20 protein-coding genes and 8 pseudogenes are annotated in these 24452 nt (G+C 46.3%); 18 read left to right on the top strand and 10 right to left on the bottom strand.

The genetic code is table 11. The features are described 5' to 3' along the window. The first annotated feature begins 413 nt into the window (after window positions 1–413). From leuC to leuB, 6 genes and pseudogenes are all read left to right on the top strand, one after another. Window positions 414–1828, top strand: a pseudogene (leuC, locus tag GKO28_RS00620) (3-isopropylmalate dehydratase large subunit). A gap of 13 nt (window positions 1829–1841) precedes the next feature. Beyond that, window positions 1842–1964 carry an entericidin A/B family lipoprotein gene (locus GKO28_RS00615; RefSeq protein WP_173533878.1) on the top strand — a complete coding sequence of 41 codons (123 nt, stop codon included), beginning with the start codon at window positions 1842–1844 and terminating at the stop codon, window positions 1962–1964. Continuing rightward, window positions 1961–2601, top strand: a pseudogene (gene leuD, locus GKO28_RS00610) (3-isopropylmalate dehydratase small subunit). Before GKO28_RS00615 ends, leuD begins: the two are co-directional and overlap by 4 nt. A gap of 240 nt (window positions 2602–2841) precedes the next feature. Further along, window positions 2842–3102 carry a hypothetical protein gene (locus GKO28_RS00605; RefSeq protein WP_203563805.1) on the top strand — a complete coding sequence of 87 codons (261 nt, stop codon included), beginning with the start codon at window positions 2842–2844 and terminating at the stop codon, window positions 3100–3102. Continuing rightward, window positions 3092–3574, top strand: a complete 483-nt coding sequence (locus GKO28_RS00600; protein ID WP_203563804.1) for a glucosamine-6-phosphate deaminase — start codon at window positions 3092–3094, stop codon at window positions 3572–3574. The genes GKO28_RS00605 and GKO28_RS00600 overlap by 11 nt, the downstream gene beginning before the upstream one ends. An 83-nt stretch (window positions 3575–3657) precedes the next feature. Further along, a pseudogene (gene leuB / locus GKO28_RS00595) lies at window positions 3658–4723 on the top strand (3-isopropylmalate dehydrogenase). Window positions 4724–4801: 78 nt separating this feature from the next. On the opposite strand, the pseudogene GKO28_RS20820 reads toward leuB, so the two are convergent. Both GKO28_RS20820 and GKO28_RS00585 read right to left on the bottom strand, forming a co-directional pair. Further along, window positions 4802–6212: pseudogene (locus GKO28_RS20820) on the bottom strand (PhoH family protein). A 105-nt stretch (window positions 6213–6317) separates the two neighbouring features. Continuing rightward, a complete protein-coding gene (locus tag GKO28_RS00585; RefSeq protein WP_182075015.1) occupies window positions 6318–6779 on the bottom strand; it encodes a peroxiredoxin in 462 nt (153 codons plus the stop codon). Window positions 6780–7015: 236 nt separating this feature from the next. Between GKO28_RS00585 and dcd the strand changes: the two are divergent. Beyond that, window positions 7016–7592 (top strand): annotated as a pseudogene (gene dcd / locus GKO28_RS00580) (dCTP deaminase). 108 nt (window positions 7593–7700) lie between these two features. Next, entirely contained in the window at window positions 7701–8057 is a 357-nt protein-coding gene (locus tag GKO28_RS00575) for a carboxymuconolactone decarboxylase family protein (protein WP_182075014.1), read from the top strand. A 36-nt stretch (window positions 8058–8093) separates the two neighbouring features. Here GKO28_RS00575 and GKO28_RS00570 read toward each other — a convergent pair whose 3' ends face one another. The 3 genes from GKO28_RS00570 to GKO28_RS00560 all read right to left on the bottom strand — a co-directional run bounded on the left by GKO28_RS00570 (window position 8094) and on the right by GKO28_RS00560 (window position 10072). Continuing rightward, a complete protein-coding gene (locus GKO28_RS00570) occupies window positions 8094–8669 on the bottom strand; it encodes a hypothetical protein (protein ID WP_182075013.1) in 576 nt (191 codons plus the stop codon). Between the two features lie 344 nt (window positions 8670–9013). Continuing rightward, window positions 9014–9241 (bottom strand): toxin-activating lysine-acyltransferase, encoded by a 228-nt coding sequence (locus GKO28_RS22540; RefSeq protein ID WP_182075011.1) that lies wholly within the window; start codon window positions 9239–9241, stop codon window positions 9014–9016. Between the two features lie 54 nt (window positions 9242–9295). Continuing rightward, on the bottom strand, window positions 9296–10072 hold the full coding sequence (locus GKO28_RS00560; RefSeq protein WP_247646236.1) for an RNA methyltransferase: 777 nt from the start codon (window positions 10070–10072) through the stop codon (window positions 9296–9298). A gap of 79 nt (window positions 10073–10151) precedes the next feature. On the opposite strand from GKO28_RS00560, the gene GKO28_RS00555 reads away from it, so the two are divergent. Beyond that, window positions 10152–10934 (top strand): inositol monophosphatase family protein, encoded by a 783-nt coding sequence (locus GKO28_RS00555; RefSeq protein ID WP_173533886.1) that lies wholly within the window; start codon window positions 10152–10154, stop codon window positions 10932–10934. A 189-nt stretch (window positions 10935–11123) separates the two neighbouring features. Beyond that, complete coding sequence (locus GKO28_RS00550; protein ID WP_182075010.1) at window positions 11124–11306, top strand: hypothetical protein; 183 nt, start codon at window positions 11124–11126, stop codon at window positions 11304–11306. Between the two features lie 55 nt (window positions 11307–11361). Here GKO28_RS00550 and GKO28_RS00545 read toward each other — a convergent pair whose 3' ends face one another. From GKO28_RS00545 to GKO28_RS00535, 4 genes are read right to left on the bottom strand one after another with little or no spacing between them, the layout of a single operon-like run. Then, window positions 11362–11709, bottom strand: coding sequence for an ArsC family reductase (locus GKO28_RS00545; protein WP_203563803.1), 348 nt, complete (start codon window positions 11707–11709; stop codon window positions 11362–11364). Between the two features lie 52 nt (window positions 11710–11761). Continuing rightward, window positions 11762–12040, bottom strand: coding sequence for a hypothetical protein (locus GKO28_RS18880; protein WP_247646235.1), 279 nt, complete (start codon window positions 12038–12040; stop codon window positions 11762–11764). After that, window positions 12006–12908, bottom strand: a complete 903-nt coding sequence (locus tag GKO28_RS00540) for a PilT/PilU family type 4a pilus ATPase (RefSeq protein WP_247646233.1) — start codon at window positions 12906–12908, stop codon at window positions 12006–12008. Before GKO28_RS00540 ends, GKO28_RS18880 begins: the two co-directional genes overlap by 35 nt. A gap of 18 nt (window positions 12909–12926) precedes the next feature. After that, window positions 12927–14588 (bottom strand): AMP-binding protein, encoded by a 1662-nt coding sequence (locus GKO28_RS00535; protein ID WP_182075008.1) that lies wholly within the window; start codon window positions 14586–14588, stop codon window positions 12927–12929. Between the two features lie 197 nt (window positions 14589–14785). Between GKO28_RS00535 and rimP the strand changes: the two are divergent. From rimP to pnp, 8 genes and pseudogenes are all read left to right on the top strand, one after another. Then, a pseudogene (gene rimP / locus GKO28_RS00530) lies at window positions 14786–15221 on the top strand (ribosome maturation factor RimP). 64 nt (window positions 15222–15285) lie between these two features. After that, window positions 15286–16758 carry a transcription termination factor NusA gene (gene nusA, locus GKO28_RS00525; protein ID WP_173533891.1) on the top strand — a complete coding sequence of 491 codons (1473 nt, stop codon included), beginning with the start codon at window positions 15286–15288 and terminating at the stop codon, window positions 16756–16758. A gap of 18 nt (window positions 16759–16776) precedes the next feature. Further along, window positions 16777–19530 (top strand): annotated as a pseudogene (gene infB, locus GKO28_RS00520) (translation initiation factor IF-2). Window positions 19531–19682: 152 nt separating this feature from the next. Then, on the top strand, window positions 19683–19958 hold the full coding sequence (rbfA, locus tag GKO28_RS00515) for a 30S ribosome-binding factor RbfA (RefSeq protein ID WP_374220698.1): 276 nt from the start codon (window positions 19683–19685) through the stop codon (window positions 19956–19958). A gap of 95 nt (window positions 19959–20053) precedes the next feature. After that, complete coding sequence (gene truB / locus GKO28_RS00510; protein ID WP_307838921.1) at window positions 20054–20653, top strand: tRNA pseudouridine(55) synthase TruB; 600 nt, start codon at window positions 20054–20056, stop codon at window positions 20651–20653. Beyond that, window positions 20629–20967 (top strand): tRNA pseudouridine(55) synthase TruB, encoded by a 339-nt coding sequence (locus GKO28_RS22080; RefSeq protein ID WP_307838920.1) that lies wholly within the window; start codon window positions 20629–20631, stop codon window positions 20965–20967. Before truB ends, GKO28_RS22080 begins: the two co-directional genes overlap by 25 nt. Before the next feature lie 82 nt (window positions 20968–21049). After that, entirely contained in the window at window positions 21050–21319 is a 270-nt protein-coding gene (gene rpsO, locus GKO28_RS00505) for a 30S ribosomal protein S15 (protein ID WP_173533895.1), read from the top strand. Between the two features lie 218 nt (window positions 21320–21537). After that, window positions 21538–23691 (top strand): annotated as a pseudogene (pnp, locus tag GKO28_RS00500) (polyribonucleotide nucleotidyltransferase). Window positions 23692–23777: 86 nt separating this feature from the next. Here pnp and GKO28_RS00495 read toward each other — a convergent pair. Next, window positions 23778–24347, bottom strand: a complete 570-nt coding sequence (locus GKO28_RS00495) for a phasin family protein (RefSeq protein WP_182075007.1) — start codon at window positions 24345–24347, stop codon at window positions 23778–23780. Between the last annotated feature and the right edge of the window lie 105 nt (window positions 24348–24452).

Below are 24452 nucleotides of genomic sequence, written 5' to 3'. Positions count from 1 at the left end.
GCATGTGCTTGTGGGCAATACGGTGTGTTTTACGCGACTTTTTTGCAACGATAAATCGCAATGATTGGTGAATTTTAGTGCAGCGTGGCGGCGCGTTTTGGTTCTCGTTCGGTGCGTGATGTTGCGTGAATCCTACAAAAATGGCCATTCAGGCGCTGTTTTGCTGCTGTTTTTAGCTGCTTAGGTAGGCGCACATTGCGATGCAATTTATGCGTGCATGCCCTTGTTGAGTATCGGCGAATAATTCTTTCGGCCTGCTGTCATTTTTAGGCGGTTGGGTTGCTTTAAAATGACTCAATCCTGCCCTTCGAGCAAGAATTAGTGTTGGGTAAATAGGGTATTGCGGCTTGTCGCAATATGCCTTCTGTGCTAACTTCGGGAGTTCCCCGATAGTCTCTTTTGCGATGATTGTTATGGCTCAAACGCTCTACGACAAACTTTGGCAGTCCCACGTTGTGCATGAAGAAGCCGACGGTACTTGCTTAATCTATATTGACCGTCATTTGGTTCATGAAGTGACGAGCCCACAAGCTTTTGAAGGCTTGAAATTGGCCAATCGCCAACCATGGCGTAATTCTTCTGTCGTTGCGACGGCGGATCACAATACGCCAACCAATGAATGGGAAAAAGGCATTCAAGATCCGATTTCTCGCTTACAGGTTGAAACGCTGGACGCCAATATTAAAGAATATGGCGCGTTGGCTTATTTTCCATTTAAAGATTTGCGTCAAGGCATTGTGCACGTCGTTGGCCCAGAAAATGGTGCGACGCTGCCGGGTATGACAGTCGTTTGTGGTGATAGCCATACGTCAACCCATGGCGCATTTGCGGCGTTGGCGCATGGCATTGGCACTTCAGAAGTTGAGCATGTACTTGCTACGCAAACCTTGGTCGCAAAAAAAATCTAAAGCGATGCTGGTTCGGGTCGACGGTCAAGTTGGCCGTGGCGTAACGGCCAAAGACATTGCTTTGGCGATTATTGGCAAGATTGGTACTGCCGGTGGTACGGGCTTTGCGATTGAATTTGGTGGCGAAGCGATTCGTGCTTTGTCGATCGAAGGCCGTATGACTTTGTGCAATATGGCAATTGAAGCCGGTGCGCGTGCAGGCATGGTCGCCGCGGATCAGAAAACCTTTGATTACTTAAAGGGTCGTCCTTTTGCGCCGACAGATGCGCAATGGGATGCCGCCGTTGAAAATTGGAAAAACCTCGTTTCTGACGAAGGTGCGGTGTTTGACGCAACAGTGGTATTACAGGCCGCTGATATTGAGCCGCAAATCACTTGGGGTACGTCGCCTGAACAAGTGCTCGGTGTCTCTGGTAAAGTACCCGATCCTGCACAAGAATCAGATGCAACACGTCAGGGTAGTTACGCGCGCGCCCTGCAATATATGGGGCTTAGAAGCCAATACCCCGCTCACGGATATTAAAATTGATAAAGTCTTTATCGGTTCCTGTACCAATAGTCGGATTGAAGACTTACGTGCTGCAGCGGGCGTTGTTGCCGGCAAAAAGAAAGCCGATAGCGTGAAGTTGGTGCTGATTGTGCCTGGTTCTGGTTTAGTCAAAGCGCAAGCTGAAGCTGAAGGGCTGGACAAAATCTTTATCGCGGCTGGTTTCGAGTGGCGTGAGCCGGGTTGTTCGATGTGTTTGGCGATGAATGCTGACCGTTTGGAGTCGGGTGAGCGTTGCGCGTCAACGTCAAATCGTAACTTTGAAGGTCGTCAAGGGCAGGGTGGTCGTACGCATCTGGTGAGTCCTGAAATGGCTGCCGCGGCAGCGATTGCCGGTCATTTTGTTGATATTCGCACCTTCTCTTTGCAATAAGGAGTGGCGTGTAATGAAACTATTCGCAAGCCTGTTGTTGATATTGTTTACGTTAACGGCATGCAATACGGTGTCGGGCTTTGGCAAAGACTTGAAAAAAGTCGGTAATGAAATTGATAAGGCGGCAACAAAATGAAGCCATTTACTAAACTCGATGGTTTGGTCTGTGCAATGGATCGCGCTAATGTCGATACCGACGCGATCATTCCAAAGCAATTTTTTGAAATCCATTAAGCGTTCTGGGCTTTGGCCCAAACTTGTTTGATGAGTGGCGTTATCTGGATCACGGCGAGCCAGGGATGGATAACAGCCAGCGCAAATTGAACCCTGAATTTGAGTTGAATCTGTCGCGTAATCAAGGTGCTCAAGTACTGTTGGCGCGTGACAATTTTGGCTGCGGTTCATCACGTGAACACGCACCTTGGGCGATTGAAGATTTCGGTTTTTGTGCGCTGATTGCGCCAAGTTTTGCCGATATTTTCTTTAATAATTGCTTTAAAAATGGCTTGTTGCCGATTGTGCAGCCTGCGGCTGTCATTGAGCAATTATTTGCCGAAGCCAAAACTGAAGGTTATCGCTTAAAAATTGATTTGCTTGAACAAACGATCACTACGCCCAGTGGTCAAGTGTTTGCATTTGACGTGACTGAGCATCGTAAGCATTGTTTGCTCAATGGTTTGGACGAAATCGGCCTGACATTGGCTCATAGCGACAAAATTAAGGCGTTTGAAACCCAGCATGAAATGGCGCAGCCGTGGCTGTTTGTTAAATAACTATTGAGCGCTGGCGCGCTAGTAAAATGGCGCGTGTCAACGTATGGCGGATGGATTTGTGGTGCTGATGTCGATATAAAATCGATCAGGTAGGTGGCCTAGCACATCATGATGAGTCAGTCGTAAACGCAATATTTAATTCGGACTTGTTGATTGGTATTTATTTAGACTGAATCAATATTGTTATTCGAATTTTATCGTATCCTTTTAGAGTCAAAATTAATTTTGGAAAGAAAATCAATGATCTTGCATAAATTTAAAAATCAAAGCGATTTAGATCGTGCAGCAGCAGATTTAATTATTGCTATGGTGCGTGCAAAGCCAAATGCAGTATTGGGTATGGCAACAGGCGGTACGCCAGTGGGTTTGTATCAAGAAATCGTTAAAACTTATCAAGCTGGCTTGGTGAGTTTTGCGCAAGCCAAAACATTTAATTTGGATGAATATGTTGGCTTGCCAGTAACGCATCAAGAAAAGCTACCGCAATTTCATGCAGCGTAATCTATTTGATCATATTGATATTCAAGTCGCGAACACGCATGTGCCAAATGGCAATGCGGCTGATATTGATGCTGAATGCCGTCTGTATGACAAAATGATGTTCGAACAAGGTCCAGTTGATCTGCAATTATTGGGTATCGGTGGTAATGGTCATATTGGTTTTAATGAGCCAGATAGCCAATTGTCACGTGGTACTTATCAAGTCACATTAAAAGAAGAAACCCGTGAAGCCAATAAGCGTTTCTTTAATCATATCGATGAAGTACCAACTCAAGCAGTAACGATGGGTATGGGCTCGATTATGCAAGCTAAAGTGATTTTGTTGGTCGTTAAAGGCCAAGAGAAGGCTGAGATCTTAGATCGCACACTCAATGGTCCTATCACCACCCAAGTGCCGGCATCTTTGTTGCAAACGCACCCACGCGTCATTGTTATGACCGACTGCGATGTGAACTACAAAGTATCGTATTAATTGTTTCGAATGAATTAAAAAGAGGGGCTAGCCCCTCTTTTTCTACGTTTAAATATTAAAAAACAAAATACCGCGAGAACAGCATGAAAGTATTGATCTTACCCGGCGATGGCATTGGTCCTGAAATCGTAGCGCAAGCTAAAAAAGTGCTCACTGTTTTAAAAAATGATGGCTTAGATTTAGAGTTACAAGAAGCGCCTCTTGGCGGCGCCGCTTATGATCAATACGGTTCACCGTATCCAGAGTTCACGCAAAAGTTAGCCCGTGAAGCGGATGCGATTTTGCTTGGCGCTGTGGGTGGGCCGCAATACGACACATTGGATCGTCCACTGCGCCCTGAGCGCGGTTTGCTGGCGATTCGCAAAGATTTGAATCTGTTTGCTAATTTGCGCCCTGCCATTTTGTATCCAGAGTTGGCCAATGCGTCGACCTTAAAGCCTGAAGTCGTTTCAGGCTTGGATATTTTGATTGTGCGTGAATTGACTGGCGATATTTATTTTGGCCAGCCACGCGGTATTCGCGTGAATGAAGCCGGTGAGCGCGAAGGCTTTAACACGATGTTGTACGCTGAAAGCGAAATTCGCCGCATTGGTCATGTGGCTTTCCAAGCCGCGCAAAAACGGGGCAAAAAATTGTGTTCAGTGGATAAAGCCAATGTGCTGGAAACAACTGAATTCTGGAAAGAAATCATGACCGACATGGCCAAAGAATATCCAGACGTTGAGCTCAGCCATATGTTGGTTGACAACGCGGCGATGCAATTGGTGAAGGCACCCAAGCAATTTGACGTGATCGTTACTGGCAATATCTTTGGTGATATTTTGTCAGATGAAGCATCGATGTTAACCGGTTCGATTGGTATGTTGCCAAGCGCATCGCTTGATGCCAACAATAAAGGCTTGTACGAGCCAAGCCATGGCTCTGCGCCGGATATCGCGGGCAAAGACATTGCTAATCCATTGGCGACGATTTTGTCGGTGGCAATGATGCTGCGCTATACCATTTAACAATGAAGTAGCGGCGCTGCGCGTAGAAAATGCAGTTAAAAAGGTGTTAGCACAAGGCCTGCGTACTGGTGATATTTTTGAGGCAGGTACCACACGTGTTTCGTGCTCAGCAATGGGTGACGCGGTCGTGGCTGCTTTGTAATTAATAGTTTTTCGATTGATTTTAAAGCCCCGTCGCAAATTGCGATGGGGCTTTTTTATTGCGGTAAACACCAGCTAATTAGAGCATCTCGGCGGCATAGTCGGCCAAACGTGAGCGTTCGCCTCGGGTTAAGGTGATGTGCCCTGAGTGCCCCCAGCCTTTAAAGCGATCAACGACAAAGGTTAAGCCTGATGAGCCTTCGGTTAAGTATGGCGTATCAATTTGACTGATATTGCCCAGGCAAACCACTTTGGTGCCAGGGCCCGCGCGGGTGATTAGGGTCTTCATTTGTTTTGAAGTTAGATTTTGTGCCTCGTCGATGATGAGGAATTTTTTAAGGAATGTACGGCCACGCATAAAGTTAAGTGATTTTACTTTGATGCGCGAACGAATTAAGTCGCGCGTTGCTGCGCGCCCCCAGTCGCCCGCTTCGGCGTCTGTTTGGTTGAGCACATCTAGATTATCCTCAAGTGCCCCCATCCACGGCATCATCTTTTCTTCTTCGGTGCCGGGTAAAAATCCAATGTCTTCACCGACTGGCACCGTTACGCGGGTCATGATGATTTCGGTGTAAATTTTGGATTCTAGGGTTTGTGCTAAACCCGCAGCCAGCGTGAGCAAGGTTTTCCCTGTGCCGGCTTGTCCCAGTAAAGAAATGAAGTCAATGTCGGGGTTCATTAGTAGGTTTAGGGCGAAATTTTGCTCACGATTTCGTGCGGCAATCCCCCAAATGGCATTTTTGCTGTGTCCATAATCTTTTAGGCTTTCGAGGACTGCGGTTTTGCCTTCGATGCTAATCACTCGCGCCTGCATCGGCGTTTCGCCAGATTGAAATAGCAACTGATTGACATACAGGTCAATCACGTCAGGACCTTTGATTTTCCAGTAGCTACGATTACCTTCTTGCCAGCTTTGTAGGTCTTTGCTGTTGCGCTCCCAAAATGGCTGATCAATTTCGCGCATGCCGTTGTAAAGTAGGTCAGTGTCTTCGAGTACTTTGTCATTAAAGTAATCTTCGGTTGCCAGTCCCAGAGTACGAGCTTTGATACGCATATTGATGTCTTTGGACACCAAGATGACTTGCCGGTTGGGGTACATCTGCTGCAAATGGTGCACTACGCCTAAAATTTGATTGTCGGCTTTACCCATTGGTAGTTGTGCCGGTAAAACGCTGGTAATGGCTTCTGTTTGTAAAAATAAAGCGGCCAGTGGCTTGTTCTTTGCTGGTGGCGGACAGAGAAACACCATCATGCAAATTGTGCTCCATGCCGGCGACGAGTTCTTCCATAAAGCGGCTGGCTTGCCTCGCGTTTCGCGCAACTTCGGTTAAGCCTTTTTTGTTGGAATCGAGTTCTTCAAGCGTCATCATGGGAACAAATACATCGTGTTCTTGAAAACGGAAAATCGAGGTGGGGTCATGCATCAACACATTGGTATCCAGTACAAAGAGCTTGCGGTCACTGGGGGCTTTACGTTTACGGGCGGCCATGATGCACTCCTGGTTGTGAGAAACTAATTTTTAGGATAAGTGTTGAAGAGAGCTTGGTCGTGCTAAGTGGGTTGAAAAAAAGCGGCCATCTGGCCGCTGCTGGTATTACGTGGTGGGCAAGCTTTGCACAAATGCCAAAACTTGCGCAGCATGATTGGGGACTTTAACGCCGCGCCATTCTTGAATAATGATGCCGTTTTGAATCACAAACGTGCTGCGTTCAATGCCACGCACTTGCTTGCCATACATGTTTTTGAGTTTCATGACGCCAAATGCCTCGCAAGCGATTTCATCGGGGTCAGAAATTAGCTCAAAAGGCAGGGCTAATTTGGTTTTGAAGTTTTCATGGCTTTTTAGGCTGTCACGACTTAGGCCAAAAATAGCGCAATTGGCGGCTAAAAATTGTGGGTATAAATCGCGAAAATCGCTGGTTTCGGTGGTGCAGCCGGGGGTGCTGTCTTTGGGGTAAAAAAACAATACGAAGCGCTGATTGCTTAGATTTGCAGTATCAAATACGACATTGCCAGTACCCGCAAGTGCTAGGGTTGGGCAAGGGCTTAAACTCATGAATTACTCCGCAGGGTTGATGAATGATGCTTACTTTATTGTCGGCAATCCTAGGTATTAGAGCAAGGTTTGCGAGCGTAAAATACAAAAAAATGCCGAAGTGGCACAATTAAGTCGCATGGCTGAGCAGAAGCCCTTAGCGATACCCCTTAATACCGTTACAATATGGTCAATGATGGTCACATCTCAATGACAGAGTTGTGACAAACCTGCACCAATTACAATGAGTACACACTATGAGCATTAAGTCGGATAAATGGATACGCAAAATGGCACAAGAACACGGCATGATTGAGCCGTTTGTTCCGGGTCAGGTCAAAGAAGTGAATGGTGAGCGTATTGTATCGTACGGCACTTCAAGCTATGGCTACGATATTCGCTGTGCGGATGAGTTTAAAGTGTTTACCAACATCAATTCGACGATCGTTGATCCAAAGAATTTTGATGAAGGCAGTTTTGTTGACGTTTCAGGCAAGGGATACTGCATTATTCCGCCAAACTCATTTGCGCTGGCGCGCACGGTTGAATATTTCCGTATCCCACGTAATGCACTGACCATTTGCTTGGGTAAATCCACCTATGCACGCTGCGGCATTATTGTGAATGTGACGCCATTTGAGCCGGAGTGGGAAGGCTATGTAACTTTAGAATTCTCTAATACCACGCCATTGCCTGCCAAGATTTACGCTAATGAAGGTGTGGCGCAAGTGTTGTTCTTTTGAAGCGGATGCCGATGATGTTTGCGAAACCAGCTACGGTGATCGTCAAGGAAAGTATCAAGGGCAGGTCGGTGTGACGTTGCCAAGAACTTAATTTGCGCTAAATCGTCTTTAAGCAGGCCTCTTCGGAGGCCTGTTTGCTTTTGCCTGAAATATAATACATAATATTATTATATAAATTTATATTATAAATGGTGTAGAGATGACAGAAAATTATCGTGATTTAGTGCAAAGCATCAGTGGTAAATTGCGCCAGTTTGCCAAAGAGATTCCCGAAATTCAGCAAGGCTTTATGCAGACCGCTAAGGCGACGCACACTGAAGGCGCTTTAAGTAAAAAACACAAAGAGTTAATGGCGATGAGTATTGCCATTGCGGCGCGCTGCCAAGGTTGCTTAGGTTTTCATGCCCAAGCTTGTGTCAAGCTTGGTGTGACGCGTGCTGAATTTATGGAAATGCTGCAAGTGGCGATTTATATGGGCGGTGGTCCTAGCGTGATGACGGGCGCCGAAGCTTTGATCGCTTTTGAAGAGTATGGCGGTGAAAAAGCTGCAGAATAATCGCTAATTTAGCTAGTTCTGCATCACGTTGAAAATTCATTGTTTTTCACTCCGATTTTGCCAGTATTGTTGATACAGTTTGCTATTCATTTCACCATGCTGATCCAATACTTGGCGTATTCTTTGCTCAAATCCAAAACCAACCAAAAATTTAAAATAAACCTTGGGAGGAAACTCCCTCGCTGGATCATTCGTACCATTTTGCACAGTACGTAAAACAAATTTTGACGGATGTTTTTCACTACCTTTTAAGCAAGCCCGATCAAAAGACAATAAAGTTAATCCTTCAATAGTATTTCTTTGGTAGTTTGAAATTGGCATAAACCTGCCATAAATATAATCCAGCTCGCTGTATTCTTTATCCGAATTCCCAGAATCATAAAAACCCAATTCATATCTAGTGACTGGATCCATAAATGCTTTCACTCCAAATGTACTTTCTACTGTGATCATTTCGGGCAAAATACTGGCTTTAATACCCCCATCTGAATATGTAGATAACCATCTTAACGAAGTTCTTGCGGGATTGGATCCGGACTGACTATTAGTAGCCCATGGCAACTTCAATTTATTTTCATCGATATAAATATCAAGTACACAGCGGTCTTCCATTTTACATGCATTTGCATTGCGCCCCCAGCCGCAAGAAAAAAAAACCACTTGGTTCGATACGGAAAGCTGCAGCCTCAATACCGACTAATTCTTGACTAATAAATTCTTTTGGCATACCAAATGTCGTAGCGAAATTTTCATTCACAGCCCAGATATTATATATCTTTGTTGTAAACTTCACCTTTATGTTTCTGTCGATACGTGCAAGTAAAGTCTTCTGCCTTTTGATTTGGATACCTTTTGATTGCCTCGCGCTCTGCATTTGCAGGGCATAGCCAATGGAATAACGAATAGGGCAATTAATGTTTTATGTTGAAGACAATTAAGCATGATTTATCTTTACATTAAAATTTAACAACAGCTTCACCATTAAAATGGCGTACGACGTTTTTTTGAAAAACGTTCTGTTTCAGATCGGAAAACATTTCTTCCCTCAGCCTAAACGGCGTCACAATATCGACCGACCACAAATGCTCGCCATCTTTCCATTTGCGTGGTTCTAGTTGGATATTGCCCTGTAGAGGCTTACAGAGCAATGCTCTGTAGATTTTGCTGGTTTTATAAAAACACACGACCCAGATTGGATGATGGTGTCGTGTTTTTTTTTTGTTTGTAACTACCGGGGCTTAGTCTTTTTTCTCGGTTTTGAATTCACTCGCGGCACGCAAAATGCCGCGCATAATGTCGAGTTCTTCGCGCTCCATTTGAGCTCGCACAAATAAACGACGTAAACGCGGCATTAGCCGTTTTGGCGCATTGGGTTTCAAAAAGCCGATGGTTAATAATACTTCTTCGAAATGCTCAAAAAATAGCTCTACCGCCTGATGTGGGGCGCGTTCGCGATTTTCTTCTAGGTAACGAATGTCGTCATAGCCTTCGTCAAAACAGGCCGTACGCAATTCGTAGGCCAAGATTTGTACCGCTTGCGATAAATTTAAGCTGGAATAGTCTGGGTTAGTTGGAATGGTTACGCGGCGATTGCATTGCTCAAGTTCGGCAATCGTTAAGCCACTGGTTTCTGCGCCAAAGACCAGTGCCACTGAAGCGCCAGTTCTGGCCGCTTGGACTAATTCAGGTGTGAGCTGGCGCGGGGTTTGCAGCGGTTGCGATAGCTCGCGACGGCGGGCGGTCATTGCCACTTGTAAAGTGGTGCCTTCTAGCGCTTCGGCCATTGAAGAGACTACTTTGGCGTTGGCCAAAATGTCGCGGGCACTTGAGGCGAGGGCGTCGGCCACCTCAGAAGGGAACTCTTTGGGGTTAATCAAATAGAGTTGGGTTAAGCCCATGGTTTTCATGGCGCGAGCCGTTGAACCAATGTTTCCGGGGTGGCTGGTGTGCGATAAAACAACACGGATGTTGGATAAGCAAGCGGTTTCATTCATTTGATTTGATTCTTTATTCATATAATCGGGTTTATACTTTCGCGTGAGACGGGTAGAATGCGTCCTTAATATATCTGATCTTTTTTAATAGTGAGAAGTCATGCATCCAATGCTGAACACTGCGGTGCGCGCTGCGCGTCGCGCCGCCACCGTTATTCAACGTGCGTCGAATAATTTAGACTTAATTACCCCAGAAAAAAAAGGTCATAATGATTTTGTTTCTGAGGTTGATCGTGCAGCAGAACAAGCCATTATCGATACTATTTTAGAGGCCTACCCAAATCACGCGATTCTAGCAGAGGAGTCGGGTAGCCGCGGTAACTCTGAATACGTTTGGATTATCGATCCACTTGATGGTACTACAAATTTCTTGCATGGCTTCCCACAATACGCCATTTCTATCGCGCTTGAGCATAAAGGCGTGATCACACAAGCCGTAGTTTATGATCCAAACCGCAATGATTTGTTCACTGCGACCCGTGGTGTTGGTGCATTCTTGAATGACCGTCGTATCCGCGTTTCAAAAGTGCGTGAATTATCTGATGCATTGGTTGGGACTGGCTTTCCGTATACCAAGTTCAATAATTTAGAAAACTACCTGAATATTTTCCGCGATATGGCACAAAAAGCGGCTGGCGTACGTCGTCCGGGCGCTGCGGCTTTGGATTTGGCTTATGTGGCTTGTGGTCGTTTTGATGGCTTCTTTGAATTTGACTTGAAGTTGGTTGATATTGCTGCAGGTACTTTGTTGGTGCAAGAGGCTGGTGGTTTGGTGACCGACCTCAATGGCGAAGAAAAATTCTTGGTTTCTGGTGATGTACTTTGCGGTACACCACGCGTATTTGGCCAAATGTTATCGTTGATTCGCGGTCATTTGAAGTAAGCCTGACGCAGTAAAGGTCTTCTTGCCTTAAGGCTTGCTAGACTAGCGCCAAATTTTAAACGGGTTCTCTATGGAGGGCCCGTTTTGCTATCTGGCGTTGGGCTTGTGATTAATGGGAATAAAAAAGTCGATGTTGACGGTTTTCTTCGTAGATACTGAATGGATTGAAGTTTTCGTTAAGGCGTAAAAATGAAAAATATCATCTTGTGGGGCGTGGTCTTGTTGGTGGGTTGTGGGCCTACTCAGTCCGTGCCAGGCGAAAAAAATGCTGAACCACGGCGTGAGGCTTTGCAGAAAACTCACGCAGTGGCCAGTATGGTTGAGCAACAAGCGGGGGATCAACTCAATAAAATTGAGGCAGAAACCAAGTAGTTATATCGGTATGTCGATCTATGCTATATTGATTGTGGCTTTAAATCATATACCTTTATAAAAGCAAGGCGCTGTAGGTTTCAGGTTTAAAGCCAACGATGATTTTTCCGTTGTCATCGAGAACCGGCCGCTTGATGACCGATGGATTGGCTAACATCAGGGTGGTGGCACTGGCGGCATCTATGACGCTCGCTTTGCTGGCTTCGTCGAGTTTGCGCCAAGTGGTGCCTTGGCGATTGACTAATACTTCCCAGCCACAATTGGCAATCCAATCTTCAATGAGTGCGGGGCTTAAAACGTTTTTTTTAAAGTCGTACCATTCGTAGTCAAAGTTATTTTCAGTGAGCCAAACCCGCGCTTTTTTGACGGTGTCACAGTTAGGAATTCCGTAGAGTTTCATCATTTTTTCCATAGAAAAAGGCCGCCGCAGCGACCTTGTTGTTGAAGTGCGGCGCTTAGTGTAGTGAAATATCAAAGCTTACATCCGGCTCGTCGGCTTGATTGTTCGTGGCTTTTTTGCTGGCTTCTTGTTCTTGCACCGATTGCGCGTTATTCACCATCCATGAGAGGTTGCTGGCCGAGTCGGCGTTGCGAAGCGCTTCGTCTAGCTCGATTTCGTTATTGCGATACATGCGATACAGCGATTGCTCAAAGGTTTGCGATCCTTCGGATAGGGATTGCTCCATCGCTTCTTTGATTTCAGAGAGTTCGCCGTTTTTTAATGAGCTCGGCAATTCGATTGGTGTTGAGCATGACTTCGACGGCGGGTTTGAGTTTGCCGCTGTCTTTGCAGCGCACCAAACGTTGCGAAACAATCGCTCGCAGTGAGGTGGATAAGTCATACAGCAATGACTCACGTGCTTCTTGCGGATAGAAGTTAACAATCCGACTTAAAGAATGGTAACTATTGTTGGCATGCAAGGTGGAGATGCATAAATGGCCGGCTTGAGCGTATTGCATGGCATAAGTCATCGTCGCTTGGTCGCGAATTTCGCCAATCATCAATACATTGGGTGCTTCGCGCATGGCATTACGTAGTGCGTCATCATAGCTGTGCGTATCGGTGCCCACTTCGCGCTGATTAACGAGTGATTTTTTATGGCTATAGATAAATTCGATCGGGTCTTCCATGGTGAGGATGTGCCCGCTGTGATGCTCGTTGCGGTATTCAAGCATGGCCGAAACAGTGGATGATTTGCCTGAGCCGGTGGCGCCAACCACTAAAATAATACCGCGCTTTTCCATGATGAGTGATTTAAGCACTTCGGGCATAAATAGCTCTTCGAGCGTATCGGCTTTGGGTTTGATAAAGCGTGCAACAAGGGCAACAGTGCCGCGGCTTTTGAAAACATTAACCCGAAAATTGCCAATCCCTGCCACGGGATAGGCAAAATTCATTTCTAATTCACGCTCAAAAGTGGCGATGCGGGCTTCGCCCATCAGTTGATAAGCGAGTTGCTTCACATGCTCTGCGCTGAGAATTTGATTGTTAACCGGGTGGCAAGTGCCTTGAATTTTAATCACAATTGCCGAATCGGCAGCTAAAAACAGATCGGATGCACTACGTTCAGCCATTAGCTTAAAAAACGGCAATAAATTCATCTTGAGATCCTTGGTTGATTAATTACGCAATTCGCGACGTAAAATTTTACCCACATTTGATTTAGGTAAGCTATCGCTAAATGCAATAATTCGCGGTACTTTGTAATTGGTCAGCTGTCCACGACAAAACTCAATGATTTCTTCTGGCGTCAAATTGGGGTCTTTTTTGACAATCACCAGTTTGATAGCTTCCCCCGTTTTTTCGTCGGCTACACCGATGCAGGCCACTTCGAGTACGCCAGGGTGGTTGGCGACGACGTCTTCAATTTCGTTCGGGTAGACATTAAAGCCCGAAACTAAAATCATGTCTTTTTTACGGTCGACGATTTGGAAAAAAACGCTCGGTTTCATGACGGCGATGTCGCCTGTCGCCAAAAAGCCATCGGCACCTAAAATATCGGCGGTGTCTTCAGGGCGTTGCCAGTAGCCTTTCATGACTTGAGGGCCGCGAATATAGAGCTCGCCACGCTCGCCCACAGGCACTTCCGCGCCCGCGTCATCACGAATGACAGCATCAGTCATTGGAATCGGTAGCCCAATCATGCCATTGAATTCCAAAGTGTTCATCGGGTTCATCATGGCAGCAGGCGAAGTTTCGGTTAATCCGTAGGCCTCAACCAAAGGGACTTTGGTGATTTTTTGCCATTTATCTGCTACGGCATGTTGTTGTACCGCCATGCCGCCGCCGAGGGCGAGTTTCCAATTGCTAAAGTTGAGCTTGGCAAATTCAGGGTTGTTGAGTAGCGCGTTAAATAAGGTATTGACACCCGTAATGCAGGTTACTGGGTATTTCCCTAGTGTTTTGATGAAGTCAGGAATGTCGCGTGGGTTGGTGATGAGTAAATTGGTGGCGCCAATTTTACTAAACACCATGCAATTGGCTGTCAGTGAGAAGATGTGATAAAGCGGCAGTGCCGTAACGATCATTTCTTGCCCTTCGGTCACAACAGGGCTAATCCATGCGTGCGCTTGCTGCATGTTGGCAACGATGTTGCCGTGCGTGAGCATGGCGCCTTTAGCGACGCCGGTGGTGCCGCCGGTGTATTGTAAAAAGGCGATGTCATCATGAGTCAATGGAACGGACTGCAGGGTATTGCTCTGCCCTTGTTTTAAGACCTTATTGAACGTGGTATGCCCAGGTAGTGTATAGCTCGGCACCATTTTTTTCACGTAGCGGACCACGCTGTTGACGAGTAAGCCTTTGGGAAAACCTAATAAATCGCCGATCTCGGTAATGATGGTGGTTTTGATGGCCGTGTTGCTGATGATTTTTTCTAGCGTGTGGGCAAAATTGGCCAAAATTAAAATGGCTTCTGCGCCGGAATCATTGAGTTGGTGTTGTAATTCGCGCGGAGTGTAGAGCGGATTAACGTTTACGACGACGTAGCCCGCACGTAAAATGCCAAAAATTGCGACCGGATATTGCAGCAAATTAGGCATCATGACGGCGATGCGAGTACCAAATGGTAGTTTTAATGTTTGTTGTAGATACGCTGCAAACTGAATTGAAAGTTGGTCTAATTCACCGTAGGTGATCGATTTTCCCATGTTGATAAAGGCGGGTCGATCGCGGTATTTGAGCACACTTTGCTGCATTACTTCTGGAATTGACGCAAATTCATTCAGATTTACGTTGTGTGGAACACCTGCTTGATAGCTGGCTAGCCAAGGCTTGGTCATTTATTTGTCTCCGTTATGGCCTTACTTTATGGGCAAAGGCACCGGTGAGACAAGTGCATCTTTGTGTGAGGAGTATTTCGCCAGCTTATCTTTTCTGTTAGAATCAGGAAAATCCCGTAAAAAACGACGGGAGTGCTTTCAAATGGGCGCGCAGGAATTGCAGCCCATTTTTTGTTTGTAGCTTTGAGAAGAAGAGTATGGCGGCCAATCTGCAATCTGTGTTGGACAATACCTTGCCGGGTTTAGGGTACGAATTAGTCGATTTTGAAATGGGCGAAAAAGGTTTATTGCGCATTTTTATCGACAAAGACGGTGGCGTAACTATTGATGACTGCGTGGCAGTGAGTAATCACTTGTTGCGTTTATTTATGGTTGAAAACATCCCCCATGAGCGCCTCGAGGTGTCTTCACCGGGATTGGATCGCCTCATTAAAAAAACCGGCGGATTTTGAGCGATTTGCCGGTGAGATGGTGAAGGTAAAACTACGGTTGCCCTTGCCTGATCGTCGCCGAAATCTCATCGGCAAGTTATTAGGTTTGGTGGATGATCACGTTGTGATTGATGTGACGGGCGAAGTGTTGAAATTACCTTTGGCGTCGATTGATCGCGTTCGGATCGAACCGCAGTTTTAAATTGCGCCACCCATTTGGCAAATACTGTTAATTTGGCTTTTGTTCTATGCCGGAGGACTAATTTATGAATCGTGAAATTCTAGTGCTGGTCGAAGCACTTGCGCACGAAAAAAACGTGGAAAAAGAAGTTGTGTTTGGTGCGCTTGAGTTGGCGCTCGCTTCTGCAACCAAAAAACGTTACGAAGAAGAAGTTGAGATTCGCGTTTCAATTGACCGTCACACCGGTGCTTATCGTAGCTTTCGCGTATGGGACGTGGTTGAAGATAACGACCACGAAGAACCGTCGCGTCAAATCGCGATTACTGACGCCCCAGAATACAGTGCCGATTTGTCGGTGGGTGATGTATGGGAAGTCGAGTTAGAGCCGATTGAGTTCGGTCGTATTGGCGCACAAGCGGCCAAGCAAGTGATTTTGCAAAAAATCCGTGATGCTGAACGCGAACAAAATTTGAATGATTTCTTGCAACGTCGTGAACATATTGTTTCAGGTAGCATCAAGCGGATTGAGCGTGGCAATGCCATTCTTGAACTCGGTAAGCTTGAAGCTATTTTGCCGCGCGATCAGATGATTCCAAAAGAAAACTTGCGCGTCGGTGATCGCGTTAAAGCGTTTCTATTGCGTATTGATCGCAATGGCCGTGGTCCGCAATTGGTCTTGTCGCGGATTGCGCCAGAATTTATGGCAAAATTGTTTGAACTTGAAGTGCCAGAAATTGAAAATAATTTGATCGAGCTAAAAGGTGTGGCACGTGATCCAGGGATGCGCGCTAAAATTGCCGTTAAATCCAACGATCAACGTGTTGATCCACAAGGCACTTGTATCGGTGTGCGTGGTACACGGGTTAATGCGGTTAGTAATGAATTGGCCGGTGAGCGTGTAGATATCGTTTTATGGTCGGCTGATGCTGCCCAGTTTGCGATTAATGCCTTGTCACCTGCTGAAGTGAGCTCAATTATTTTGGACGAAGACACCCACAGTATGGATGTCGTGGTCGATGAAGATAATTTGGCGATGGCCATTGGTCGTGGCGGCCAAAATGTGAAATTAGCGGCTGAGTTAACTGGTTGGAAACTCAACATCATGACCGTTGATGAAGCAGAGCAAAAACACGAAGAAGAATTCACTAAGATTCGCGCTTTGTTTATTCAGGCGCTGGATATTGATGAAGATGTAGCTGATGTCTTGGTGCAAGAAGGCTTCAATACATTAGAAGAGGTGGCCTATGTGCCACTGAATGAAATGCTGGAAATCGAAGCGTTTGATGAAGAAACCGTAAACGAACTGCGCTCTCGTGCTCGTGATGCCTTGTTAACTCAAGCTATTGCGCGTGAAGAAAAGCTAGAGCATCAGTCCGAAGACCTGAAGACGCTGGAGGGTATGACCTCGGAATTGGCTACTGTATTGGCTGAGAACGATATACATACCCGTGACGATCTAGCAGATTTGGCGGTCGATGAATTAACCGAAATGACTGGTATCGACGCAGAAACCGCTAAACAACTGATCATGAAAGCGCGCGAACATTTGTTCGCCTAAGGCGCGGGAGAGTAATCAATGAGTGAACCCAAAGTCAGCCAGTTTGCTGCCGAATTAAAAATGCCAACACAAGAGCTTATCGAACAATTGAAAGCAGCTGGCGTGAACAAAAACAATGCCGATGACGTATTAAGTTCGGATGATAAACAGCTTTTGCTCGGTCATCTGAAACAAAAACATGGTCAAGGCGGTGATAAGCCGAAAGTAACATTGGCGCGTAAAGAAACGACTGAAATTCGTAAAACTGATGCGACGGGCAAGTCAAAAACGATTCAAGTTGAAGTGCGTAAAAAGCGTGTTGTTGAGACATCTGCAACACCTGAAGTAGTTGCGCCAGTTGCCGCACCGGCACCGGTTGCCGCGCCAGCGCCAGCACCTGTAGCGCCTAAAGTGGCTGCGCCAGTTGCCGCGCCAGTTTCGGTGATTGATGAGGCTCAACGCCAACGTCGTGAGGCGGAAGCGAGCCGCCAAAATGAATTGTACGCTCGCCAAGCGGCCGAAATGCAAGCTAAGCAAAATCGCAATCAAAAGCCTGCCGAAATGGTGGCTCCTGCTGCTCCGGTAGCTGAAGTTGTGGCGGCGCCAGCTCCTGTTGCGGCGCCTGCGCCTGCGGTTAAACCACAGGTACAGCAAGCTAAGCCGGCAGAAAAGGCGCCAGCTAAAGCGCCTGAAGCGGCCAAGCCTGCAGTGAAACCGCACATCAAGCCGGGCCACGAAGCGCCACGTGTTGGTGCGCGTGTCGATTTCCGTCGTCCGAAAGAAACACCAATTCATGCCCCAGAAAAAGCTGCGCCTGCAGCGGCTGCGGCGGCTAAACCAGCAGATAAAAAACCTGCTGGCGCGGCGCCGAAGAAAGATGAAAAAGGCGGCTGGAATGATGGTCGTCAGAAGAAGGGCATCAAAACTCGTGGCGGTGATACGGGTAATGATTGGAAGTCTAAAAAAGGTGGCAAGAAGAACCATGCTCAGCAGCAAGCGGATAATGCCCATGCATTTGTGGCACCGACTGAGCCTGTAGCGCGTGAAGTGGACGTGCCAGAAACGATTTCAGTTGCCGATTTGGCCCACAAAATGGCCGTTAAGGGCGTTGAAGTGGTTAAAGCGTTGATGAAAATGGGCATGATGGTTACCATCAATCAGGTGCTAGACCAAGAAACAGCAATGATTATTGTTGAAGAAATGGGCCATACACCAGTTGCTGCGAAATTGGATGATCCAGATATCTATTTGGATGAAGAAGCTAAAACTGATCATGCATCAACGCCGCGCGCGCCAGTTGTGACAGTGATGGGTCACGTTGACCATGGTAAAACTTCTTTGCTCGATTATATTCGTCGCGCAAAAGTCGCTTCGGGCGAAGCGGGTGGTATTACTCAGCACATTGGTGCGTATCACGTTGAAACGGGTAAGGGCATGATTACCTTCCTCGATACCCCAGGTCACGAAGCATTTACTTCAATGCGTGCCCGTGGTGCTCAATTGACGGATATCGTGGTGTTGGTGGTTGCTGCCGATGACGGCGTAATGCCGCAAACGATTGAAGCCATTCACCACGCGAAAGCAGCTGGTGTGCCTATCGTTGTTGCCGTGAATAAGATTGATAAGCCAGAAGCTAATTTCGAGCGTATTCGCCAAGAAATGGTGGCGCAAGAAGTGGTGCCGGAAGATTGGGGTGGTGATACTCAATTCGTTCATGTATCAGCGAAGAAAGGCTTAGGGATTGATGAGTTGCTGGATGCAATTCTGTTGCAAGCTGAAGTGCTTGAGTTGACGGCGCCAGTGGATGGTCCTGCTAAAGGGATTATTATCGAAGCTCGCTTGGATAAAGGTCGTGGTCCGGTTGCTTCAATGCTGGTTCAGTCTGGTACTTTACGCAAAGGTGATACTGTCCTGGCTGGTCAGGTTTATGGCCGTATTCGTGCGATGTTGGATGAAAATGGTAAGCCAATTACTGAAGCAGGCCCATCAATGCCTGTTGAAATTCTTGGTTTGTCGGAAGTGCCATCTGCCGGTGTTGATGCCATGGTATTGGCTGACGAGAAAAAAGCGCGTGAAATTGCGATGTTCCGTCAAGGTAAATACCGTGATGTGAAATTTGCTCGTCAACAAGCATCTAAGCTTGAGAACATGTTTGCGCAAATGGCGGAAGGCAATGTTCAAAACTTGCCAATCATTATTAAAGCTGACGTTCAGGGTTCTTCAGAGGCCTTGTCACAAAGCTTGCAGAAACTATCTACCAGTGAAGTGCGGGTACAAATCTTGCACAGTGCTGTAGGTGGTATCTCTGAGTCAGATGTGAATTTGGCTCTGGCTTCTAAAGCGGTCATTATTGGCTTTAATACCCGTGCTGATGCGGCTGCGCGTAAATTGGCTGAGGCTGAAGGCGTTGATTTGCGTTACTACAACATTATTTATATGATGCGGTAGATGATGTGAAGGCGGCCTTGTCGGGTATGTTGGCACCAGAGCGTCGTGAGTCGATCATTGGTCTGGTTGAAATTCGTCAGGTCTTTGCCGTCTCTAAAGTGGGTACGATTGCAGGTTGCTTGGTGATGGAAGGTGTTGTTAAACGTACGGCAGGTGTTCGTGTCTTGCGTAACAACTTGGTAATCCATCAAGGCGAGCTGGAAAATCTCAAACGCTTTAAAGATGAAGCTAAAGAAGTGAAAGCTGGTTTTGAATGTGGCTTGCAGTTGAAAAAACTTTAACGATATTCAATTGGGCGACCAGTTGGAAGTCTTTGAAGTGGTAGAGGTTGCTCGTACGCTGTGATGATATAAGGTGTTCGGAGTGAGGTGTGAGGTGTTCTCACTCCGACGCAATAGCGCAAGCCCAAGGTGGTGCTTGCGCTTTTTTGCTTTAAATTAACTAGGTGTTGAGCGGTTATTCACCTCACTCCTCGCACCGTCCTCCTCACAGAGACTATGGCTAATAAACAATTTACTCGTGCTGACCGTGTTGCTCAGCAAATTCAACGCGATTTGGCAACGGTGATTCGTGCCGAGTTGGATCATCCGCTGGCGTCACTCATCACGGTGACTGACGTTGAAGTTTCGCGTGATTATTCGCACGCCAAAGTGTTTTATACTTTTTTGGGTGACGTGAGTCATCGTCCAGAAATCGCTCGTTTGCTTGAAGGTACCAAAGGCTTTTTACGTGCGCAAATCGCGCGTGGATTTTCTTTGTATAAAAATGCCTGAGTTGCATTTTGAGTATGATGAATCCATTGAGTACGGCATGAATTTAACGCAAAAAATTGATCAGGCTAATGCATTGCCGAAAGCGCCAGAAGAAGATGGCCAAGCGTAAAATTGATGGTGTTTTATTGCTAGACAAGCCGTTTGGATTTTCGAGTAATGGCGCTTTGCTTAAATGCCGTTGGTTGTTACAGGCAGAAAAGGGCGGTCATACTGGAGTGTTAGATCCTTTTGCAACGGGTTTGTTGCCACTCTGTTTTGGTGAGGCGACTAAGTTTGCTCAGCGTATGCTTGATGCCGACAAGGGTTATCGCGCAACGATCCGCTTTGGGCAGATGTCAACAACGCTAGATGGCGAAGGTGAGATTAGCGAGACAGGCGTAGCCCCTGCGGATTTGGCAGAAATCATGCCGATTTTGGCTCAGTTTACCGGGCCAATTGAACAAACTCCCCCGATGTATTCAGCGCTCAAGGTTGCTGGCAAAGCGCTGTATGAATATGCCCGTGAAGGCGTTGTTTTGGAGCGAAAATCTCGCCCCATTACGATTTATGAAATCAACGTCGTTTCGTATGATGCGCCTGTGTTGGTGGTTGATGTGTTGTGTTCCAAAGGAACGTATATATCCGAGTGTTGGCCGAAGATATCGGTAATGCTTTGGGTTGTGGTGCTTATTTGTCTGGATTGCGTCGAACTTTGACGGGTGGTTTTAAGCTCGAAGATGCCATTACCTTGGATGAGTACATTGCGATGGATATGCCACTTCGCGAAGAGAACTTACTACCCGCTGAGCAACTTATTATTGAGTTGCCAAGTGTGCAACTCAATCGGTCACAAACTGCACTCATGCGCAATGGTATGCCTATTTTGGATTTGGTCAATTCGCCGCAGGGTGAGTTAAGGCTTTACGGACTTAGCGAAAAGTCGGATAATCCTGTGTTTATCGGTTTGGGTGAAGTGGGCGCTGATGGCGTGCTGCGACCCAAACGACTGCTTTCTACCCATGTGGGGTAGGAGGTTAATGGAGCTGGAATGGGTTGTAAGACTCAATCTATGCTTGTCTAATCATCGTTAGATGATTTTTTGGAGAAGTTGAATGTCTGTTTCTGTTGCTCAAAAAGCTGAATTAGTAAAAAAATTCCAACATGCGGAAGGTGATACTGGTTCTTCTGAAGTTCAAGTTGCTTTGTTGACTGCTCGTATCAATGATTTGACTGAGCATTTTAAAACACACAAGAAAGATCATCACTCACGTCGTGGTCTTTTGGCTATGGTTTCTCGTCGTCGTCGTTTGTTGGACTATCTCAAACGCACGAACAACGATAGCTATCGCAGCTTGATCGCTGCATTGGGTCTACGTAAGTAAGACCTAACGACAAAAGTCGCAGTCAACCGATTGCGACTTTTTTCTTTATGCTCTTTATGTTTTAAAGCTTTATTCTGCCCAATAGCGATTCCGGCGGCAGAGTAGAGTTAGGTTGTGCCGGAATCGGCGATGTGCAGGCTAAAAGTAGCCGTCGATCCCATCGCAGCGGAAGTTTCTCTCGCCAAGATCGTTGGCAAACATTGTGAAAAGGACAACGAGTGTTCAATAAATTTACTAAATCTTTTGCTTTTGGCAAAAATAACCGTCACTATCGAAACTGGTGAAATTGCTCGTCAAGCTACTGGCGCCGTGATGGTGGATGTGGATGGTACATCTGTATTAGTGACTGTCGTTGCTGCCCGCTCGGTAAAACCTGGGCAAGATTTTTTCCCGTTGACTGTTGATTACCAAGAGCGTACTTACGCTGCAGGTAAAATCCCTGGTGGTTTCTTCAAACGTGAAGGTAAACCATCGGAGAAAGAAGTATTGACGAGCCGTTTGATCGATCGTCCGATTCGTCCGTTGTTCCCTGAAGGTTTCTTTAACGACATCCAAATTATCGCAACGGTGATGTCGATTAATCCTGAAGTTGATTCTGATATCGCCGCAATGATCGGTGCTTCTGCTGCATTGACATTATCTGGCGTGCCTTTTGATGGCCCTATTGGCGCAGCGCGCGTCGGTTATATCAATGGCGAATACGTATTGTGTCCAGCGATGTCTGAAATGAAAGACAGCCAAATGGACTTAGTGGTTGCTGGTACCAGCCAAGCGGTATTGATGGTTGAGTCTGAAGCTAACGAATTGTCAGAAAGTGTGATGTTGGGTGCGGTGGTATTTGGCCACGAGCAAATGCAAGTGGCTATTAACGCAATCAATGAATTGGCGGATGAAGTTAACCCAGAATTGTTTGACTGGACTGCACCTGTTGCTAATGAAGAATTGATTGCACAAGTTCGTAGTATTGCTGCTGAAGGCTTGGCGCAAGGCTTTAAACTACGTCAAAAACAAGCTCGTACACAAAAAATCAATGAAACTTGGGCTTTGGTTAAAGACGCGCTGATTACTGAAGAAACAGGGACTTTAGCGGCTAATGAAATCAAAGGCATCTTCAAAGGCTTAGAAGGCGAAATCGTTCGTGGCCAAATCCTTGCGGGTGAGCCACGTATCGATGGTCGTGATACGCGCACTGTACGCCCGATCTCGATTCGCACTGGCGTATTGCCACGCGCACACGGTTCGGTATTGTTTACTCGTGGTAAACTCAAGCCATTGCTGCGGCAACTTTGGGTACTAAGCTGGACGAGCAGAAAATTGATGCATTGCATGGTGGTTATACCGATAACTTCATGCTGCATTACAATTTCCCACCATATTCGACAGGCGAAACGGGTCGTGTTGGTGTGCCAAAGCGTCGCGAAATCGGTCATGGCCGTTTAGCTAAACGTGCTTTGATTGCAATGCTGCCAAACAAAGAAGACTTCGCGTATTCAATGCGCGTTGTGTCTGAAATCACGGAATCAAATGGCTCATCTTCAATGGCTTCGGTTTGCGGTGGTTGCTTGGCATTGATGGATGCGGGTGTGCCGATGAAGAACCATGTTGCGGGTATCGCAATGGGTTTGATTAAAGAAGGTAATGCATTCGCCGTATTGTCTGATATCTTGGGTGACGAAGATCACCTTGGTGATATGGACTTTAAAGTTGCAGGTACAGAAAACGGTATCACTGCGCTGCAAATGGACATCAAAATCACCGGTATCACTAAAGAGATCATGCGCGTTGCGCTTGATCAAGCCAAAGAAGGTCGTGTTCACATCATCGGCATCATGAAAGGTGCTCTTGATGGAGCCCGTGAAGAAGTGAGCGAGCATGCGCCACGTCTTTACACCATGAAAATCAATCCAGAAAAAATCCGTGATGTGATTGGTAAAGGTGGTTCGGTTATTCGTGCGTTGACTGAAGAAACTGGCACGCAAATCGACATTACTGAAGATGGCACAATTACGATTGCTTCTGTTTCGGCAGAAGGTGCGGCTGAAGCGCGTCGTCGTATTGAGGAAATTACTGCTGAAGTTGAAATTGGTCGTATCTACGAAGGTCCAGTCGTTAAGATTTTGGATAAAAACGTGGGTGCGATTGTTTCAATCATGCCTGGTAAGGATGGTTTAGTACACATTAGTCAAATCGCGAATGAGCGTATCAATAACGTGGGCGATTACCTAAAAGAAGGTGAAATTGTTCGTGTTAAAGTGATTGAGCAAGACGAAAAAGGTCGTATTCGTTTGTCAATCAAGGCTGTTTTGAATGATGAAGCTGCCGTTGCTGCGCCTACAGTGGTGGAAGTTGTGACTGAATCAACGCCAGAGTAAGAGTAAGAGTGAGGCGCCGAAGGCGCTTCAATAAATAAAAAACGGGCACTTTTAAGTGCCCGTTTGTTTGGGTTGTATTTGAGCTGTTATTGAGCTGTAGAGCCTGCGCTGTTGGTTTTTTTGCTGGCAGTTTTTACCGCGTCTGCAGTGGCTGTTGATGCAGCTTTTACAGAGGCGTCGGCGAAGTCTGCAACTTGTTTGGCAGCTTTGGTCATGCTGTCTACTGCAGCAGCAGTGGCTTGTACTGTTGATTTTACTGCAGCTACGGCAACGTCAGTCCCGGCAGGTGCTGATTTAACAAAACGATCTAAGCCAGAAACAACATTCTTGTTGAAAAATACACTGCGCTCATCAATTAGTTTGCTAAATTCAGTCTGGGATTGAGAAGCGATTTCATATAAATTTTTGCCATAAGCGAGCGATTGTTCAATCGCAGCTTCAGAGAGCTTTTGTTGGTTAGAAAATGCAGTTTGTGCATCTTTAAATGTGCTAAATTGTTTTACATTACGAGCACTTTCTTCTAGCGTATTTTTTGCGGTTTCAATCTGTAATTGAACAAGACGATCGGCGGTATCAATTGATATGCGCGCGAAACGCAATACTGTTTCCAGTTGTTCGGTTGCAAAGTCGTTTAGTTGTTGCTGTGCTGTTGTCATGCTAAATTCTCCTGAATGGTAACGGGCTAAACCAGACGCAAGCTGGTAATTGCTGCAGTGCACAATACGCATTCATTTTGGAAGAGCTTTTTATTGTTGTCAATA

Source organism: Deefgea sp. CFH1-16, from assembly GCF_016881365.1.
In the GTDB taxonomy this organism is placed as follows: domain Bacteria; phylum Pseudomonadota; class Gammaproteobacteria; order Burkholderiales; family Chitinibacteraceae; genus Deefgea.
Note: the sequence above shows the minus strand (reverse complement) of the source record. Positions and strands in the feature narration are given on the sequence as shown.